The sequence below is a fragment of the Bradyrhizobium sp. LeoA1Lang genome, assembly GCF_055413685.1.
In genome coordinates, this window is the sequence record NZ_JBVAPG010000012.1 from 1 (window position 1) to 16,304 (window position 16,304).

Annotated in this window: 18 protein-coding genes and 1 pseudogene; 14 read left to right on the forward strand and 5 right to left on the reverse strand. The window is 64.1% G+C overall.

The window, feature by feature from the left end:
* Positions 1-130, reverse strand: a pseudogene (locus ACZYOF_RS06655) (IS5/IS1182 family transposase); the annotation flags it as partial.
* Positions 131-385: 255 nt separating this feature from the next.
* Here ACZYOF_RS06655 and tpiA point away from each other — a divergent pair.
* From tpiA to ACZYOF_RS06670, 3 genes are all read left to right on the forward strand, one after another.
* Positions 386-1,141, forward strand: a complete 756-nt coding sequence (gene tpiA, locus ACZYOF_RS06660) for a triose-phosphate isomerase (protein WP_463715233.1) — start codon at positions 386-388, stop codon at positions 1,139-1,141.
* 129 nt (positions 1,142-1,270) lie between these two features.
* Positions 1,271-1,663, forward strand: coding sequence for a preprotein translocase subunit SecG (gene secG, locus ACZYOF_RS06665; protein ID WP_394569724.1), 393 nt, complete (start codon positions 1,271-1,273; stop codon positions 1,661-1,663).
* 168 nt (positions 1,664-1,831) lie between these two features.
* Positions 1,832-3,463 carry a CTP synthase gene (locus ACZYOF_RS06670; protein WP_282527052.1) on the forward strand — a complete coding sequence of 544 codons (1,632 nt, stop codon included), beginning with the start codon at positions 1,832-1,834 and terminating at the stop codon, positions 3,461-3,463.
* 14 nt (positions 3,464-3,477) lie between these two features.
* Here the strand turns inward: ACZYOF_RS06670 and ACZYOF_RS06675 are convergent, their stop codons facing one another.
* Positions 3,478-3,765: a BrnA antitoxin family protein gene (locus ACZYOF_RS06675; protein WP_130580444.1), complete on the reverse strand. Its 288-nt coding sequence runs from the start codon at positions 3,763-3,765 to the stop codon at positions 3,478-3,480.
* A complete protein-coding gene (locus tag ACZYOF_RS06680) occupies positions 3,749-4,009 on the reverse strand; it encodes a BrnT family toxin (protein WP_463715234.1) in 261 nt (86 codons plus the stop codon). Before ACZYOF_RS06680 ends, ACZYOF_RS06675 begins: the two co-directional genes overlap by 17 nt.
* Positions 4,010-4,136: 127 nt before the next feature.
* On the opposite strand from ACZYOF_RS06680, the gene ACZYOF_RS06685 reads away from it, so the two are divergent.
* The 11 genes from ACZYOF_RS06685 (at position 4,137) to ACZYOF_RS06735 (ending at position 14,714) form a co-directional block, all read left to right on the forward strand.
* Complete coding sequence (locus ACZYOF_RS06685; RefSeq protein WP_130580442.1) at positions 4,137-4,463, forward strand: NIPSNAP family protein; 327 nt, start codon at positions 4,137-4,139, stop codon at positions 4,461-4,463.
* Positions 4,464-4,558: 95 nt separating this feature from the next.
* A complete protein-coding gene (gene kdsA / locus ACZYOF_RS06690) occupies positions 4,559-5,410 on the forward strand; it encodes a 3-deoxy-8-phosphooctulonate synthase (protein WP_394569722.1) in 852 nt (283 codons plus the stop codon).
* Positions 5,411-5,429: 19 nt separating this feature from the next.
* Entirely contained in the window at positions 5,430-6,638 is a 1,209-nt protein-coding gene (locus ACZYOF_RS06695) for an MFS transporter (RefSeq protein WP_463715235.1), read from the forward strand.
* Between the two features lie 130 nt (positions 6,639-6,768).
* The gene (locus ACZYOF_RS06700) at positions 6,769-7,083 is read left to right on the forward strand and encodes a helix-turn-helix domain-containing protein (protein WP_130580439.1); all 315 of its coding nucleotides are present in this window, start codon (positions 6,769-6,771) and stop codon (positions 7,081-7,083) included.
* On the forward strand, positions 7,083-9,101 hold the full coding sequence (hyfB, locus tag ACZYOF_RS06705) for a hydrogenase 4 subunit B (RefSeq protein WP_463715236.1): 2,019 nt from the start codon (positions 7,083-7,085) through the stop codon (positions 9,099-9,101). The genes ACZYOF_RS06700 and hyfB overlap by 1 nt, the downstream gene beginning before the upstream one ends.
* Positions 9,092-10,051 carry a respiratory chain complex I subunit 1 family protein gene (locus ACZYOF_RS06710; protein ID WP_130580438.1) on the forward strand — a complete coding sequence of 320 codons (960 nt, stop codon included), beginning with the start codon at positions 9,092-9,094 and terminating at the stop codon, positions 10,049-10,051. Before hyfB ends, ACZYOF_RS06710 begins: the two co-directional genes overlap by 10 nt.
* On the forward strand, positions 10,051-10,719 hold the full coding sequence (locus tag ACZYOF_RS06715) for a hydrogenase-4 component E (protein ID WP_463715237.1): 669 nt from the start codon (positions 10,051-10,053) through the stop codon (positions 10,717-10,719). The genes ACZYOF_RS06710 and ACZYOF_RS06715 overlap by 1 nt, the downstream gene beginning before the upstream one ends.
* The gene (locus ACZYOF_RS06720; RefSeq protein ID WP_463715238.1) at positions 10,716-12,167 is read left to right on the forward strand and encodes a hydrogenase 4 subunit F; all 1,452 of its coding nucleotides are present in this window, start codon (positions 10,716-10,718) and stop codon (positions 12,165-12,167) included. The genes ACZYOF_RS06715 and ACZYOF_RS06720 overlap by 4 nt, the downstream gene beginning before the upstream one ends.
* A 17-nt stretch (positions 12,168-12,184) precedes the next feature.
* Entirely contained in the window at positions 12,185-13,696 is a 1,512-nt protein-coding gene (locus tag ACZYOF_RS06725) for a hydrogenase large subunit (protein ID WP_463715239.1), read from the forward strand.
* Positions 13,697-13,704: 8 nt separating this feature from the next.
* Positions 13,705-14,238, forward strand: a complete 534-nt coding sequence (locus ACZYOF_RS06730) for an NADH-quinone oxidoreductase subunit B family protein (protein ID WP_130580434.1) — start codon at positions 13,705-13,707, stop codon at positions 14,236-14,238.
* A 20-nt stretch (positions 14,239-14,258) separates the two neighbouring features.
* Positions 14,259-14,714, forward strand: coding sequence for a hypothetical protein (locus ACZYOF_RS06735; RefSeq protein WP_394568613.1), 456 nt, complete (start codon positions 14,259-14,261; stop codon positions 14,712-14,714).
* An 18-nt stretch (positions 14,715-14,732) separates the two neighbouring features.
* Here ACZYOF_RS06735 and queF read toward each other — a convergent pair whose 3' ends face one another.
* Positions 14,733-15,185 carry a preQ(1) synthase gene (queF, locus tag ACZYOF_RS06740; RefSeq protein WP_463715240.1) on the reverse strand — a complete coding sequence of 151 codons (453 nt, stop codon included), beginning with the start codon at positions 15,183-15,185 and terminating at the stop codon, positions 14,733-14,735.
* A gap of 116 nt (positions 15,186-15,301) precedes the next feature.
* Entirely contained in the window at positions 15,302-16,303 is a 1,002-nt protein-coding gene (locus ACZYOF_RS06745) for a Vgb family protein (RefSeq protein WP_463715241.1), read from the reverse strand.
* Between the last annotated feature and the right edge of the window lies 1 nt (position 16,304).

Here is a 16,304-nt window from a genome sequence, read left to right on the forward strand (position 1 = left end):
ATAACACGCCCTCGACAAACATCCGGTTGTCGCGGCCTGTCGAACCACGCTGGTCCGGCCGACCGATGATCAAGCCGGAGATACGGTCCCATTGCGTGTCGTTCAGAACGAGCCGATCCAGAACCCCCAAGGCTTCCTCCTAAAAGAAAGCCTTGAATCACGTTCCGTCTGATTTGAGAATCCCAAGAGTCCACACAGCCTAGAGCATGATCCGGAAAAGTGGACCCCGGTTTTCCGGAAAGATCATGCTCAAACAAGAAGCTAACGCGGGACGGCGGATGCCGTCCCGGTATGGCGGCGATTTGAAGCGGCGGATAGCCCGGTCTGGAAGTGGCGGCCGGGCTCTGCTAGCGCATGTCGACCACCATTTCTCGGGAATCCTGCCATGACCGACGCCATCCGGCCGCTGATCGCCGGCAACTGGAAAATGAACGGCCTGAAAGCTTCCGCTGATGAATTCGACGCCATGCTGGCGGGGGCCGGCGCGCTTGGCGGCAAGGCCGATCTTTTGGTCTGCCCGCCGGCGACCCTGATTGCCGCCTTTGCGGACAAGGCCCGCGGGTCGAAGGTCGCAGTCGGCGCCCAGGATTGCCATCCCAAGGCGTCGGGCGCCCATACCGGCGACATCTCGGCGGAAATGCTGGCGGATGCCGGCGCCAGCGCCATCATCGTCGGCCATTCCGAGCGCCGCGCCGACCATGGCGAGACCGACGCGCTGGTCCGCCAGAAGGCCGAAGCCGCCTGGCGCGCTGGCCTTACCGCGATCGTCTGCATCGGCGAGACCCGCGAGCAGCGCGATGCGGGGCGGGCGCTCGGCGTCTGCGGCACCCAGCTCAAGGGCTCGCTGCCTGACGGCTCGACCGCGGCCAACCTGGTGGTCGCCTATGAGCCGGTCTGGGCGATCGGCACCGGGCTGACCCCCACGGTGCGGGATGTCGAGCAAGTTCATAAGTTTATCCGGGGTATCTTGACGGATCGCTTCAAAGGGGAGGGCGTAAACATCCGGATTCTCTACGGCGGCTCCGTAAAACCCTCGAATGCGGCCGAACTCTTGAGCGTCGCCAACGTCAACGGCGCGCTGGTCGGCGGCGCCAGCCTGAAGGCTGCCGATTTCCTTGCGATCGCGGCGGGCGCTCCCTAGCTAGATTGTGGCGGTTATTGGGGTGGCGTTGCCGGTCCCGATCGTGTAACACCGCGCAACTTCAGGAAAACCCGCTGATAGCGCGTGCCGCCGGAACCCGGCGCTCTAAGCTTGCGACGGAAGGTCACAATGCAGACTGTCGTCATCGTCGTCCACCTCATGATCGTCTCCGTGATGATCGGCGCCGTGCTGCTGCAGAAATCCGAGGGTGGCGGCCTTGGCATGGGTGGGGGCGCGGGCTTCATGTCGAGCCGCGGCACCGCCAACCTGCTGACGCGGACCACCGCGGTCTTGGCGGTGTTGTTCTTCGCGACCAGCCTGTTCCTGTCCTGGCATGCCGGTCTTAGCCGGCAGCCTACCTCGATCATCGGCACCGGCGCGCCGGCGCCGACGCAGCAGCCTGTCGGCGGCGCGCCGATCACGCCGCCGACCTCCGGCGGCATCCTGGATTCGCTGAAGAAGGCCGACGAGCAGCAGGCCCCGCAGGCGCCTGCCGGCCCGCAGGCGCCGCGCTCGCAATAATGCGGGGTGGCTATGCAGGGTGAAGGACTGGCATCCTGCGTCAGGAAGCCCCATTAAGGCCCTGACCAAGCAGTAAAATTCACGTCACTCACAGCCCGGCATTATGTTTGCCGGGACAACACGAATCATTTTGGCGAATCGCCACCGTGGAGATAAAGGTTAGGCCCCATGGCGCGGTACATATTCATCACCGGCGGCGTGGTCTCCTCACTCGGCAAGGGTCTGGCTTCAGCGGCACTAGGTGCCCTGCTGCAGGCACGCGGGTATAAGGTCCGCCTCCGCAAGCTCGATCCCTATCTCAACCTCGATCCCGGAACGATGTCGCCGTACCAGCACGGCGAAGTGTTCGTGACCGACGACGGCGCCGAGACCGATCTCGATCTCGGCCACTACGAGCGCTTCACCGGGCGGCCGGCGACCAAGGCCGACAACATCACCACCGGGCGCATCTACCAGGACATCATCTCAAAGGAACGCCGCGGCGATTATCTCGGCGCCACCATCCAGGTGGTTCCGCACGTCACCAATGCGATCAAGGAATTCGTGCTCGACGGCAACGACGGCTATGATTTCGTCCTGGTCGAGATCGGCGGCACGGTCGGCGACATCGAGGGCCTGCCGTTCTTCGAGGCGATCCGCCAGCTCAAGAACGAATTGCCGCGCGATCACGCCGTCTACATTCATCTGACGCTTTTGCCGTACATCCCAAGTGCAGGCGAGCTCAAGACAAAACCGACCCAGCATTCGGTGAAGGAATTGCGCTCGATCGGCATCCAGCCGGACATCCTGCTCTGCCGCACCGATCGCGAGATTCCGAAGGAGGAGCGGCGCAAGCTCGGGCTGTTCTGCAACGTGCGCGAAAGCGCTGTCATCGAGGCGCGCGACGTCGACAACATCTATGCCGTGCCCGAGGCCTATCACGCCGCAGGCCTCGACGACGAGGTGCTGGCCGCCTTCGGGATCGCGCCGAAGATTCCGCCGGCGCTGCAGAGCTGGCACGTCATCAACGAGCGCGTCCGCAACCCCGAGGGCGCGGTGACGATCGCGATCGTCGGCAAATATACCGGGATGAAGGATGCCTATAAGTCGCTGATCGAGGCGCTCTCCCACGGCGGCATCGCCAACAAGGTGAAGGTCAATCTCGACTGGATCGAGAGCGAGGTGTTCGAGAACGAAGACCCCGCGCCGTTCCTCGAGCACGTCAACGGCATCCTGGTGCCCGGCGGCTTCGGCCAGCGCGGCGCGGAAGGGAAGATCCGGGCGGCGCAATTCGCGCGCGAGCGCGACGTGCCGTATTTCGGCATCTGCTTCGGCATGCAGATGGCGGTGATCGAGGCCGCGCGCAATCTGGTGGGCATCGAGCAGGCCAATTCCACCGAATTCGGCCCGACGCCTGAGCCGTTGGTCGGCCTGATGACGGAATGGCTGCGCGGCAACGAACTGGAGAAGCGGTCGCAGGCTGGCGATCTCGGCGGCACCATGCGGCTTGGCGCGTACCCTGCGGTCCTCAAGCGCGGCAGCCGCGTTTCCGAAGTCTATGGCGGCGCCACCGAAATCTCCGAGCGCCATCGCCACCGCTACGAGGTCAACACGGCCTACAAGGACCGGCTCGAGCAGCACGGCCTGCGCTTCTCCGGTCTCTCACCCGACGGCGTGCTGCCGGAGATCGTGGAATATGAGGACCATCCCTGGTTCATCGGCGTGCAATTCCACCCCGAACTGAAGTCGCGGCCGTTCGAGCCGCACCCGCTGTTCGCCTCGTTCATCCAGGCGGCAATGGCACAGAGCCGATTGGTGTAGGCAAGCGGCGTCGGTCAGCTCGCCTTCTTGGCGATCTTGCGTAGCGCGGCATCAATCCGCGACTGCCAGCCTGGGCCTTTGGCTTTGAAGTGGCTCACGACTTCGGGGCTGAGGCGGATCGATACCGGAATCTTCGTCGCCGTCTTTTGCGGTCCGCGCTTTCGGACGATCCGCTCAAGTTCGCCGGGCTTCAAATCCTTCAGGCGCACGCCGCGCGGAAACTTCGTCGCCGCGGCGAAATCTGCCTTGGTCCATTCCGGGTTATCTTCATCAAATACAGGCGGCTTAGCTTTCTTTGACATAGCGTCTCATCTCCTTTGCATGCGCGCGTCGGAGGCTGATGGGACGGTAACGTTCGTTGCGCACCGTAAAAACCAGACAATGTGCAACGCCATCAATGAAGCCGTACGCGCGATATCGGGGATCGCCGTAGTCGAAGGGCTCGGCCCTGACGATTGCCCGGATATCCATATCGACCCAGCGCGCGAGCGAAATCCCGTGCTGGGAACGGTCGATTTTATCCTTCGCTGGATCGAAGTCACTCACTTTTTGTATATACGATTAGACCATCAGGTCGGTCAAGCATGACAGAGGAGCCATGTAATTTGGTCCTCAAGACAGTGTTCCGTGTAGCCGCTATAACCGCTTGCGCATAATCTGGGAGGAGCCACGAATGATCTACGAAACCCGCGTCTATCGCTGCCTGCCGGGCCGGCTGCCCGCGCTGCTCAAGCGCTTCGACACCATCACGCTCAAGCTGTGGGAGAAGCACGGCATCAAGCAGGTCGGTTTCTTCACGACGCTGGTCGGCGAATCCAATCAGGAACTGACCTACATCCTGGCCTGGGAATCGCTTGCCGATCGCGAGAAGAAATGGACTGCGTTCCAGACCGATCCGGAATGGATTTCGGCGCGGGCCAAGACGGAAGAGGATGGTCAGATCGTCGGCAATATCGTCAACCAGTTGCTGGTGCCGACCTCATTCTCCGCGCTGAAGTGAGGTTCAGCGCGCATCCCCGATACTCCTGACATAACCGGGGTTGATCCTGGTGTCGCGGACCGGCATGGTCCGCGCGAAATTGAAAGGACACACCCTTGAACGCCAAGACCTCGGCCGCCCCGATCGTCAGTGTCGGCCCGGTCAAGTTCGGCAATGACCTGCCGATCTCCATCATCGCCGGGCCGTGCCAGCTCGAGAGCCGGGCGCATGCGCTGGAGGTGGCCGGTGCGTTGAAGGAGATCGCGGGGCGCCTGAACGTTGGGCTCGTCTACAAGACCTCTTTCGACAAGGCCAACCGCACCAGCGCATCCGCCGCGCGCGGCATCGGGCTGGCGCACGCACTGCCGATCTTTGCCGAGATCCGCTCCTCGCTCGGCCTGCCTGTCTTGACCGACGTGCACGAGCCCGCGCAATGCGCCGAGGTGGCGCAGGCAGTCGACGTGCTGCAGATTCCGGCCTTCCTCTGCCGTCAAACCGATCTGCTGCTTGCGGCAGCCGCAACCGGCAAGGTCGTCAACGTCAAGAAAGGCCAGTTCCTGGCGCCATGGGACATGGCCAATGTGGTTGCAAAACTGACAGGCACCAACAATCCGAACGTGCTGGTGACCGAGCGCGGCGTCTCCTTCGGCTACAACACGCTGGTCTCCGACATGCGCGCGCTGCCGATCCTGGCGCGCACCACCGGCGCGCCAGTCATCTTCGATGCCACCCATTCGGTGCAGCAGCCGGGCGGGAAGGGGGCATCCTCGGGCGGCGAGCGCGAATTCGTCCCCGTGCTGGCGCGCGCCGCCGTGGCGGTCGGCGTTGCCGGCGTCTTCATCGAGACCCATCCCGATCCCGACCGCGCCCCATCCGACGGACCGAACATGGTGCCGCTCCGCGAGTTCGAGGGGCTGGTCAGGACGCTGATGGAATTCGACGCGCTGGCCAAGAAGACGGCGCGTTGAGGGGGCAGGTGCGAAGGTCGTGACCGCAACTGGCCGCCTGCCGCCGGCGCTCAACATCATTGCGATCGCAACCTTCGCCGCGAGTCTTTCGGCGCGTGCGCTCGATCCGGTGCTTCCGCATGTCGCCGACGAGTTCAGCGTCAGCATCGCCACCGCCGCAAGCTTTGCCGCGGTGTTCGCCTTCACCTTCGCAATCGTCCAGCCGCTGCTGGGTGCCGCCGCCGACCTGTTCGGCAAGGCGCGGCTGATGATCATCTGTCTCGTGCTGCTCGGGCTCGCCAACATTCTCGGCGCGCTGTCGACATCGTTCTCGATGCTGTTCGCCAGCCGCATCCTCGCCGGCATCGGCTCCGGCGGCGTGTTTCCGGTCGCGCTCGGGCTGACCAGCGATCTCGTGGCACCCGACAAGCGGCAGGTCGCGATCGGGCGAACGCTCGCGGGCGCCATGACCGGCAACCTCCTCGGCGCTTCGGCCTCCGGCCTGATCGGCGATTTCCTCGGCTGGCGCGGCGTGCTCGCCGTGCTCGGCGCGATTGTCGTGCTCGCTTCCGTCGCGGTGCTGGCCGGCTTCCGCGGCGAGAAGCTCGCGCATCCGCCCAAGACGAGCTTTTCTGCCTTGAGGCAGGGCTACCGCACCATCTTCACCAATCCGAACGCGCCGATCTGCTATTCCGCAGTCTTCATCGAGGGCTGCTGCGTGCTCGGCCTGTTTCCGTTTGTGGCGTCGTTCCTGTTCGATCTCGGCGAAACCTCGCTGTCGATCGCGGGGATCGTCATCGCGGGGTTTGCGGTGGGCGGCTTGTTCTACACCATGACCGTGTCGCGCTTTCTCCCACGGCTCGGCGTGAAGGGCATGATGATCGCCGGCGCAACGCTGGTCGGCGTCCAGCTTGTTGCCGTCGCGTTCAGTCCCGGCTGGAAGATCCAGGCGCTGAGCTTGTTGGCGATGGGGTGGGGCTTCTACATGATCCATGGTTGCTTGCAGGTGTTCGCCAGCGAATTGTCGGTGGAGGCGCGTGCGACCGCGATGTCCCTGCATTCGTTCTTTTTCTTCATGGGCCAGACGATCGGCCCGATCGCCTATGGCTTCGGCCTGCAGCACGCCGGCAAGGTGCCGACCTTGCTGACGGCGGCCGTGATCATGATCGCGCTGGGACTGGCCTGCGCAACATTGCTGAAGCAAAGGATTCCGGCGGATGCCGCCGGTCGTCCCGATGTCGAACCTTGACGCCGAGCCAACGCGGCCAGCTCGGTGGTAAAGATATCTCAGATATCAGTTCTTGCTTTCTTGACATCATTAATTAGGATGGAAGCGGCATATTTGATGCGCGCTGGAAAGCGCTTCGGCGGCCAGGCTGATGATCACTGCAGGGCAAATGCGGGCGGCCAGGGGTCTGTTGGGAATTGACCAACGGCAGCTTGCTGATCTCTCCGGACTGTCGGTTCCTACGATCCAACGCATGGAAGCGAGCGACACCGTGGTTCGCGGCAATGTCGATTCACTGATGAAGTTGATCACCGCGCTCGAGAAAGCCGGGATCGAGCTGATCAGCGAGGGGACGGCAAGCAGCGGGCAGGGCCGCGGGGTGCGGCTGAAGGATCGAGCGGCATCAGACAATGCCTCGCCAGGTGACCGTTCCAACGACAAGGTGGCGGGAGGTCGGATGCCCTGATGATGTCGGCGGTCGCTCTCCAGATGTCGTGCGTCGCGGCGCTCCTGGCGGCTGCCGCGCTGGCGATCGTGTTGAGCCGCTCAAGGAATGCCGCCGGCCTCATCTACGGCATGACGATAACCATCTCTGTCGTCGCGACTGCAGCCGCGATGAACTGGTTGGTCAGGGGCGGGCCGGAAACCTCCGCGCTCGTCCTGCCGGTCGGGCTGCCATGGCTCGGCGCGCATTTCCGCCTGGATAATCTCGCTTCCTTCTTTCTGGTCGTCGTCAATTTCGGCGGAGCGGCCGCAAGCCTCTATGGTCTTGGTTACGGCCACCATGAAACCGAGCCGCATCGGGTGCTTCCGTTCTTTCCGGCGTTTCTTGCCGGCATGAACCTCGTGATCCTGGCCGACGATGCGTTTTCCTTCCTGCTCTGCTGGGAGTTCATGTCGCTGGCGTCATGGGCGCTGGTGCTCGCGCATCACCGCGAACCCGGAAATGCTGCGGCGGGCTACGTCTATCTGGTGATGGCAAGCTTCGGTACGCTGGCATTGCTGCTGGCCTTTGGCCTCTTGGCGGGACCGGCGGGCGATTATGGATTTGCGGCCATCCGCGCCGCGCAACATGCGCCCGGCGCCGTCGGACTGGTCCTGATCCTGATGCTGCTCGGTGCTGGCTCCAAGGCCGGCCTGGTGCCATTGCACGTCTGGCTGCCGCTGGCGCATCCGGCGGCTCCGAGCCATGTCTCGGCGCTGATGAGCGGTGTCATGACCAAGGTCGCGATCTACGGCTTCATCCGTGTCGTCTTCGATCTGTTGGGACAGCCGGCCTGGTGGATGAGCGTGATCGTTCTTTTCCTTGGCGCCGTCACAGCCGTGATGGGGATTCTCTACGCCATGATGGAGCAGGACCTGAAACGCTTGTTGGCCTACAGCACCATCGAAAACGTCGGCGTGATCTTCGTCGGCCTCGGCCTTGCGCTGGGGTTCCAGGCCAACGGCTTGCGCCTCGCGGCCGCGCTCGCGTTCACCGCGGCGCTGTTTCACGTGCTCAACCACTCGCTGTTCAAGAGCCTGTTGTTCTTCGGCGCCGGCGCCGTGCTGACCTCGACCGGCAAGCGGGACATGGACAGGCTGGGCGGCCTGATCCACCGCATGCCAAAGACGAGCTTCGCCGTGCTGGTCGGCTGCGTCGCGATCTCGGCGCTTCCGCCATTCAACGGCTTCGTTTCGGAATGGCTGATGTTCCAGGCCGTGCTGCAAAGTCCGGACCTGCCGCAATGGGCGCTGAAGATCATGGTGCCCGCGGTCGGTGCGGCGCTGGCCCTTGCGGCAGCGCTGGCGGCGGCCTGTTTCGTCAAGGCTTATGGTGTCACGTTCCTCGGGCGGCCGCGCAGCGCGCCAGCAGAGACGGCGGGCGAAGTCGATCGCTATTCGCTCACTGCGATGTTCATTCTTGCCGCCTTGTGCCTGTTCGCCGGCATCCTGCCGGGCCTGGTGATCGACGCGCTTTCGCCCGTCAGCATCGACATCGTCGGTGGCCGCATGCCGGTCCAGGCCAACGAAGCCTGGCTCTCGATCGTGCCGATCGCCGACAGCCGCAGTTCATATAACGGACTGTTGGTGATGGTGTTCATCACGATCTGTGCCTCGTCGGCCGCGTTCTTCATCCATCGCTTCGCTTCCCGCGCGCTGAGGCGAGGGCCGGCGTGGGGGTGCGGATTTTCCGATCCCGTACCGGCTGCGCAATATTCCGGCGAAAGCTTCGCCCAGCCGATCCGCCGCGTGTTCGGTACGCTCGCCTTCCATGCCCGCGATCACGTCGCGATGCCGCCTCCGGGAGATACAAGGCCGGCGCGCCTCAGGATCGAATTGCATGATCTGGTGTGGGAGCGAGGCTATCGGCCGATCGCAGAGGCGGTCGGCTTTTCCGCCGGGTGGCTCAATCGCCTGCAATTCCTGACCATCCGCCGCTATCTCAGTCTTGTTTTCGCAACGCTCGTCACGCTGCTGCTGGTGCTCGCGATATGGTCGTGATCTCCGACATCATGGTTCAGGGCGCGCAGATGCTGCTGGTGCTGCTGCTCGCGCCGCTGCTGACCGGCTTCGTGCGCAAGGTCAAGGCCCGCCTGGTGCGCCGCGAGGGAGCTTCGGTCTTTCAGCCTTACCGCGACCTGCTGCGGCTGATGCGCAAGGAAGTGGTGCTCGCCGACAATGCGTCGTGGCTGTTCCGGGTAACGCCCTACGTGACCTTTGCCGCGATCTGGGTTGCCGCTGCCCTGGTGCCGACGTTCGCGACCGGCCTTCTGTTCAACTGGACGGCGGACCTGATCGCCATCGTCGCGCTGCTCGGAAGCGCGCGCTTCTTCCTGGCGCTCGCGGGCATGGATGTCGGCACCAGCTTCGGCGGCATCGGCTCCAGCCGCGAAGTCATGATCGCCGCGCTGGCGGAGCCGGCGATGCTGCTGATGGTGTTCTGCCTGGCTTTGGTCGCCGGGTCGACGCAACTGTCGACTGTCGCGAACGTCCTGGCCTCGTCCTACGTCGGACTACGGGTATCGCTTGGAATGGCGCTGATTGCGCTGATCATGGTCGCGCTGGCGGAGAACGGGCGCATCCCGATCGACAATCCGGCGACGCATCTCGAGCTGACCATGGTCCATGAGGCGATGGTTCTCGAATATTCGGGACGCCATCTCGCGATGATCGAATTCGGCGCCTTCCTCAAGCTGCTACTCTACATTTCGCTGATCGCCTGCGTGTTCATGCCCTGGAAGATCGCGGTGTTTGGCTCCGGCACGGTGGCGGCCTACGCGATCGGTGCCGGCGCCTATCTCGTCAAGCTCGCGGTTGCAGGTTTCCTGCTGGCGCTGTTCGAGACGGCGACGGCGAAAATGCGGGTGTTCCGCGTTCCGCAGTTCCTGGGCGCCGCGCTGATGCTCGGCCTGCTTGGAACGCTGCTGCTGTTCGTGTCGAGGAGCTTCTGATGCAATTGCACAGTCTCGCCTTCGACGTTTCCCATACGCTCGCCGGCGGGCTGGTCCTGATCAGTTTCCTGATGCTGTACCAGGACCGGCTCTATTCGTTGCTCAATGTGTTTGCGCTGCACGCCGTGGTGCTCGCACTTTCAGTCGCTTGGCAGGCCTTCATCCAGGACGCGCCGCATCTCTACGTCACGGCAGCCATCGCGCTGGTCTTCAAGGCGATCATCATCCCGGTGGCGTTGCATCGTATCGTGCAGCGGCTCGGAATCCACCGCGACATCGAGGCCGCAGTCGGAATCGGTCCGACCATGCTGGCCGGGATGGGGCTGGTGGCGCTCTCGATGGTGCTGATGCTGCGGGTCACGCCGGAGGCAGACCCATTGGCGCGCGAGGACCTGGCGTTCGCGCTCTCTGTCGTGCTGCTCGGACTGTTGGTCATGGTGACACGGCGCAACGCCGTGAGCCAGGTGGTCGGCTTCATGTCGCTGGAGAACGGGCTGGTGCTGGCGGCCACCGGCGCCAAGGGCATGCCGCTCGTGGTCGAGATCAGCGTGGCATTCTCGATCCTGATCGCGTTCATCGTGATCGGCATCTTCCTGTTCCGGATTCGGGAGCGGTTCGATTCCGTCGACATCTCCACGCTCGATGACTTCCGGGGAGAGCGGCGATGACCGGGCTCTCGTTCGATCCCGCGGCGGCCGTGCTGTGGATCCCGGCTGCATCGGCGCTGCTGCTCGCTGCGTTGCCCGACTACCGCCTGACGGCGCGCCTCAACATCGTGGCCAGTTTGGCGACCTTCGTTGCGGCGCTGTCGCTGTTCCTGATCGATCGTCCGCCGCCCGAGGCCTATCTGCTGGTGGACGACCTCAACATCGTCTTCATCGTCCTCAATACCTTCGTCGGATTCACGACCAGCATCTTCAGCGCAGGCTACATCGCGCATGAACTTGAAACCGGGCGGCTGACGCCGGTCTATCTGCGCTTCTACCACGCGATGTATCAGACCATGATGTTCGGCATGAATCTCGCATTCGTGTCGAACAATATCGGGCTGATGTGGGTCGCCGTCGAGGTGGCGACACTGACGACGGTGCTGATGGTCGGTATCTACCGAACGCATGCGGCGCTCGAGGCGGCCTGGAAATATTTCATCCTCGGCAGCGTCGGGATTGCGTTCGCGCTGTTCGGGACGATCCTGGTTTACATGGCGGCGCGACCGATCGTGGGCGAGGGGCCGGACGCCATGGTGTGGACCGTATTGGTCGGGCAGACCGCGAAGTTCGATCCGGCATTGCTCAACGTGGCCTTCGTCTTCCTGCTGCTCGGCTACGGCACGAAAGTGGGCCTGGCGCCGCTGCATGCGTGGCTTCCCGATGCGCATGCAGAAGGCCCGACGCCGATATCGGCGGTCTTGTCGGGACTCCTGCTCAACGTCGCGCTCTACGCGCTGTTGCGCTTCAAGATCCTGCTCGCCGCCAGCCCCGGTGCGATCGCGCCGGGCCCGCTGATGGTGACGATGGGGCTGATTTCCGTTGTGTTCGCTGCGTTCATGCTCTACCGGCGGCGCGACATCAAGCGCCTGTTCGCGTACTCGTCGATCGAGCACATGGGCATCATCGTGTTCGCATTCGGAATGGGCGGTCCGCTGGCCAACTTCGCCGGCCTGCTGCACATGGTGATGCACAGCCTGACGAAGTCGGCGATCTTCTTCGCCGTCGGTCACATTTCGCAGATCAAGGGCACGCAGCGCATTGCGCGGATACGGGGATTGACGGTGACCCATCCGGCGCTCGGGTGGGGGCTCGTGGTGGGTGTCGTAGCGATCGCCGGACTTCCGCCGCTCGGCATCTTCATGAGCGAATTCCTGGTCGTGAGTTCGACATTCGCGCGGCAGCCTTTGCTCGCCCTCGTGCTTGTCTTCGGCATCCTGGTCGCGTTCGGCGCACTGATCCTTCGTCTGACCAATGTCGCATTCGGCGAGCCGCGCGGCAGCAAGGCGCCGGCGGACGCTTCCTATCTGCCGATGTTTGCGCATCTCGCGCTGGTGCTGATCGCGGGCATCTATTTTCCTGGCCCGCTCGTCGACTGGTTTCAACATGTGGCGCGGCTCCTGGGATAGAGTGAGGAGGTCAGGCCATGCCCTCGCTGATTGATCTCGTCCTGACCGGCCGCCCGGCCGAGCGCCACGCGCCCTGGCGGCGGGCGATCGTCGACGCTGACACCTGGAATCTCGCCGCCGGCGAATTGGCGTTCGGCCGATGGAGCCTGCTCGGCCTGTGGGGTGAGCAAGCGATGGTGCACATGGCGGTGCGGGAGGAGGAGGCCGCGGAGATCGCAGTCCTCAGCCTCGAATGTGCGGACCGGCGTTTTCCGTCGATCGGACGGCATCACCCGCCGGCGCTTCGTCCTGAGCGCACCATCACTGATTTGTTTGGTCTTACGGCTGAGGGCTCGCCCGATGCGCGCCCGTGGCTCGATCACGGCGAGTGGGGCGTCCGGCATCCGCTCGGCGATTCCGTCGCGTCGCCTGTCAACTCGGCAGCTTACGCGTTTCTTTCCGCCGACGGCCCGGGCCTGCATCAGATCGCGGTCGGGCCGGTGCATGCCGGCATCATCGAGCCCGGGCACTTCCGCTTCAGTGCAAGCGGGGAAACCGTGGTCCGGCTCGAGCAGCGTCTTGGTTACGTCCACAAGGGCATCGACGGACTGATGGTGGGAGCGGACATCGATCGGGCGGTCCGGCTCGCCGGCCGTGTCTCCGGAGACAGCACGGTTGCTTACGCGCTCGCGTTCTCGCAGGCAGTGGAGGCGGCGCTGGGGCTCAAGGCGCCGTCCCGCGCGGTCTGGCTGCGGGCGCTGCTTGCGGAGCTTGAGCGGCTGGCCAATCATCTCGGCGACATCGGCGCCATCTGCAACGACGCGTCGTTCAACCTGATGCAGGCCCATTGCAACATCCTGCGCGAAGGAATCCTCCGCGCGGCCGATAGCGCCTTCGGTCACCGCCTGATGCGGGACATCATCGTTCCCGGCGGCATCGTCCGCGATCTCGACGAAAGCGGACGAGCAGCGATCCGCACGGTTCTCGACGATATCAGGCGGCGCTTTCCGGCGCTGATCGAGCTCTACGACAACACGGCATCGCTGCAGGATCGCACTGTCGCTACCGGGATCGTCACAGCGGCTCTGGCAAGACAATATGCTGCGGGCGGCTATGTCGGCCGCGCGTCCGGACGCGTGTTCGATGCCCGTTGCAGTCCGGGCTACGCTCCGTATGATGGGCTGCGCTTCGAGGTGCCGGTGCTCGACGGCGGCGATGTGAACGCACGCATCTGGATCCGAATTCGCGAAGTCGAGCAGAGCCTGTCCTTGACGGGGCAGATCCTGGACCGGCTGCCCGACGGTGAACTGCGCGTGCCGGTGCCCTCCCAAGCGGCGCCGCGAGAGGGCATGGCATTGGTCGAAGGCTTCAGGGGCGACATCATGGTGTGGCTCCGGCTCGCTGGCGGCCGGATCGACCGCTGTTATCTCCGCGACCCATCCTGGTTTCAGTGGCCGCTGCTGGAAGCGGCCATCGAGAACAACATCGTCGCGGATTTTCCACTCTGCAACAAATCGTTCAACTGCTCCTATTCCGGGCATGACGTTTAGGAGAAGACATGCGCAAGCTTCTCTTTCAGAGTCTGTTCCGAAGCCCGCTCGCGGAGCAGCCGCCGCTGCCCGAACAAGCCGCCGTCGACGAACTGGCGGCGGCGTTCCAGCGTGCGGCGCGGCGGCGCCTCGGCAGAAGCCTGTCGATCCGCGAAATCGATGCCGGCTCGTGCAACGGCTGTGAGCTCGAGATTCACGCGCTCAGCAATGCCTACTACGACGTCGAGCGCTTCGGAATCCGCTTCGTTGCTTCGCCGCGCCACGCTGATGTGCTGATGGTGACCGGGCCGGTGACGAAGAACATGCGCGAGGCGCTGGAGCGGACCTATCATGCGACCCCCAATCCGAAATGGGTCGTCGCCGTCGGTGATTGTGCGCGCGACGGCGGTTGCTTTGCCGGCAGCTATGCGGTCGTCGGAGGAGTCTCGCAGGTCGTTCCCGTCGATCTTCATATTCCCGGTTGTCCGCCGTCGCCGGTCAAGATCCTGCAGGGACTGCTCTCTCTGCTCGATCGTACGGCGGCAAATGGCAGTTCGAGTTGAGGGGCGGGGAACGACTTCAGTTGTTCCAGGCCGGCCTGGTCGCCGGGTGTGTTCAAGTCGCTGTCGTCCTCGTAGTCACGCCGCTCGTGATCTCGTTCGCGTCGGGCTCCGATAACGACCGGGCATTTTCCGTCGTTGCGTCGCTGCGATCGGTCTACCTGTTGTTGGCCGCAGGAGTGGCGCTGACCAAGTGCCGCTATGTTGCGTCGACGAGCGCGCGAATCCGCCACGCGTCGCGCCGGCTATCGCCGTCGGAGCCGGAGCGCGTCGCCGGCACGCTCGCGATATGTCTGCTGGTTGCGGCCTTCGGATGCGCGTCGTTCGCCCTCCAGCCGCCGCCGGACATGCTGGCGGCCATGAATTGGCATCTCGGCGGTCACAATGCCGGCCCCATCGTGTGGCCGGCATTGATGAGCGTGGGGGTGGCGGGCTTCGGCTCGAACGCCCATGCCGCGGTCGATGCCTATCGGCTCTGACCGCGAAAAGGGTGTGGTTCAGCCCCGCCCGCGATAGGGCGCGACGCCCTGGTCGGGGACCCAAACGCCCTTGGGCAGGCGCCCGGTCTGGAAGAACACGTCGATTGGAATGCCGCCGCGCGGATACCAATAGCCGCCGATGCGGAGCCATTTCGGCTTGATCTCGTTTGCGATCCGCTTGCCGATCATCACCGTGCAGTCCTCGTGGAAGGCGCCGTGATTGCGGAAGCTGGCGGCGTAGAGCTTCAGCGACTTGGACTCGAGCAGCCAGCGGCCCGGCACGTAGTCGATCACGAGATGCGCGAAATCCGGCTGGCCCGTCACCGGGCAGATCGAGGTGAATTCCGGCACCGCGAACCGCACCAGGTAATCGGTGCCTGCTTGTGGATTCGGCACGCGGTCCAGGACGGCCTTGTCCGGGCTGTCGGGCCATTCGACGGCACGGCCGAGTTGCAGGGGTCTTTGCGCCATGAAATCTGTCCTTCGGGGAGCGCTGACATGGACGCAAGCGGGGTTGTTCGTCAACCGTCAAGGCGAGGCGCGAGCGTGACACATCGCTGACGAGTGCCAGCAGGATTGCGCCGGATCTATGCCGGCGCCGTCGTTTGAATCATGACGAGGCGGTCGTTGCCGGATTCGCCGCCCCAGGTCTCGCCCGGCCGGCCATCGAGCTGCCGCACATTCGCGCCGGGCTTGTCGCTCGGGAACGAGCGAAACGCCTGCGTCAGCGGATCGAAACGCACGATCGCGTTGGCCGAGAAATCGGTGAGCCAGACCTTGTCCTTGTCATCGACATGGACGGCATAAGCGCGCGGGTTGTCGCCCGGCAATTTCCAGGCTTTCCAGGAGCCATCGGCGGGATCGTGCATCGACACTTGGCCGCTGTTCCATTCGCTGATCCACAGCCGGCTCCGTGAATCCGACCAGATCCGCCGCGCGCCTTGCTTCGGCGTGGGCGGCTCGACCACGTTCGCTCGCCCCGTCGCGAGATCGATCCTGGCGATGTGACTTCCCGCAAGTGAGGCGTACCAGACATCGCCCTTCGGCGTGACCGTGATGCCGTAGGGGCCGACGCCTCTCGGCGCCTCGAATACTTTCATCGCGCCGGATTTGGGATCGAGCCGGCCGTAGTAGCCGGACTGACCGGTGAACCAGTAGATTCCGCTTTTGTCGAACACGCCGGTATTGAGATTGGCGTAGGCGAATTTTTCGGGCAGTGGAAACAGCGTCACCTTGTGATCGCCGGGATCGACGCGGGCAATCGCATTCTGTCCACCCTCGGTGATCCACGGCGCGCCATCCGAACCAAGGGTAACCCCGTGCGGCGCGGCGCCCTGTCCGAGGTCGATCAGCTTGAAGGTGCCGTCCCGCGGATCGAGCCGGCCGAGCTTCCCATTGCGCTGTCCGCAGAACCAGATCGTGCCGTCGGGGGCCGGCTTGACGTCGCGCGAGCCCATTCCGCGGGTTACCGGGAAATATTTCACGGGGAACGCGCCCGCCTGGGCCTCTTGGGCGCCGGCCCCGCGCAACACCGTGGGCGTGGCCAGAATTGTGGCAGCGCTCGAAGCGAGAAACTTGCGGCGATTCATT

Coding starts and splice junctions, on each gene's coding strand:
- tpiA (WP_463715233.1), top strand. CDS start 386: ATGACCGACGCCATCCGGCCGCTGATCGCCGGCAACTGGAAAATGAAC.
- secG (WP_394569724.1), top strand. CDS start 1,271: ATGCAGACTGTCGTCATCGTCGTCCACCTCATGATCGTCTCCGTGATG.
- ACZYOF_RS06670 (WP_282527052.1), top strand. CDS start 1,832: ATGGCGCGGTACATATTCATCACCGGCGGCGTGGTCTCCTCACTCGGC.
- ACZYOF_RS06675 (WP_130580444.1), bottom strand. CDS start 3,765: ATGTCAAAGAAAGCTAAGCCGCCTGTATTTGATGAAGATAACCCGGAA.
- ACZYOF_RS06685 (WP_130580442.1), top strand. CDS start 4,137: ATGATCTACGAAACCCGCGTCTATCGCTGCCTGCCGGGCCGGCTGCCC.
- ACZYOF_RS06700 (WP_130580439.1), top strand. CDS start 6,769: ATGATCACTGCAGGGCAAATGCGGGCGGCCAGGGGTCTGTTGGGAATT.
- hyfB (WP_463715236.1), top strand. CDS start 7,083: ATGATGTCGGCGGTCGCTCTCCAGATGTCGTGCGTCGCGGCGCTCCTG.
- ACZYOF_RS06710 (WP_130580438.1), top strand. CDS start 9,092: ATGGTCGTGATCTCCGACATCATGGTTCAGGGCGCGCAGATGCTGCTG.
- ACZYOF_RS06715 (WP_463715237.1), top strand. CDS start 10,051: ATGCAATTGCACAGTCTCGCCTTCGACGTTTCCCATACGCTCGCCGGC.
- ACZYOF_RS06720 (WP_463715238.1), top strand. CDS start 10,716: ATGACCGGGCTCTCGTTCGATCCCGCGGCGGCCGTGCTGTGGATCCCG.
- ACZYOF_RS06725 (WP_463715239.1), top strand. CDS start 12,185: ATGCCCTCGCTGATTGATCTCGTCCTGACCGGCCGCCCGGCCGAGCGC.
- ACZYOF_RS06730 (WP_130580434.1), top strand. CDS start 13,705: ATGCGCAAGCTTCTCTTTCAGAGTCTGTTCCGAAGCCCGCTCGCGGAG.
- queF (WP_463715240.1), bottom strand. CDS start 15,185: ATGGCGCAAAGACCCCTGCAACTCGGCCGTGCCGTCGAATGGCCCGAC.
- ACZYOF_RS06745 (WP_463715241.1), bottom strand. CDS start 16,303: ATGAATCGCCGCAAGTTTCTCGCTTCGAGCGCTGCCACAATTCTGGCC.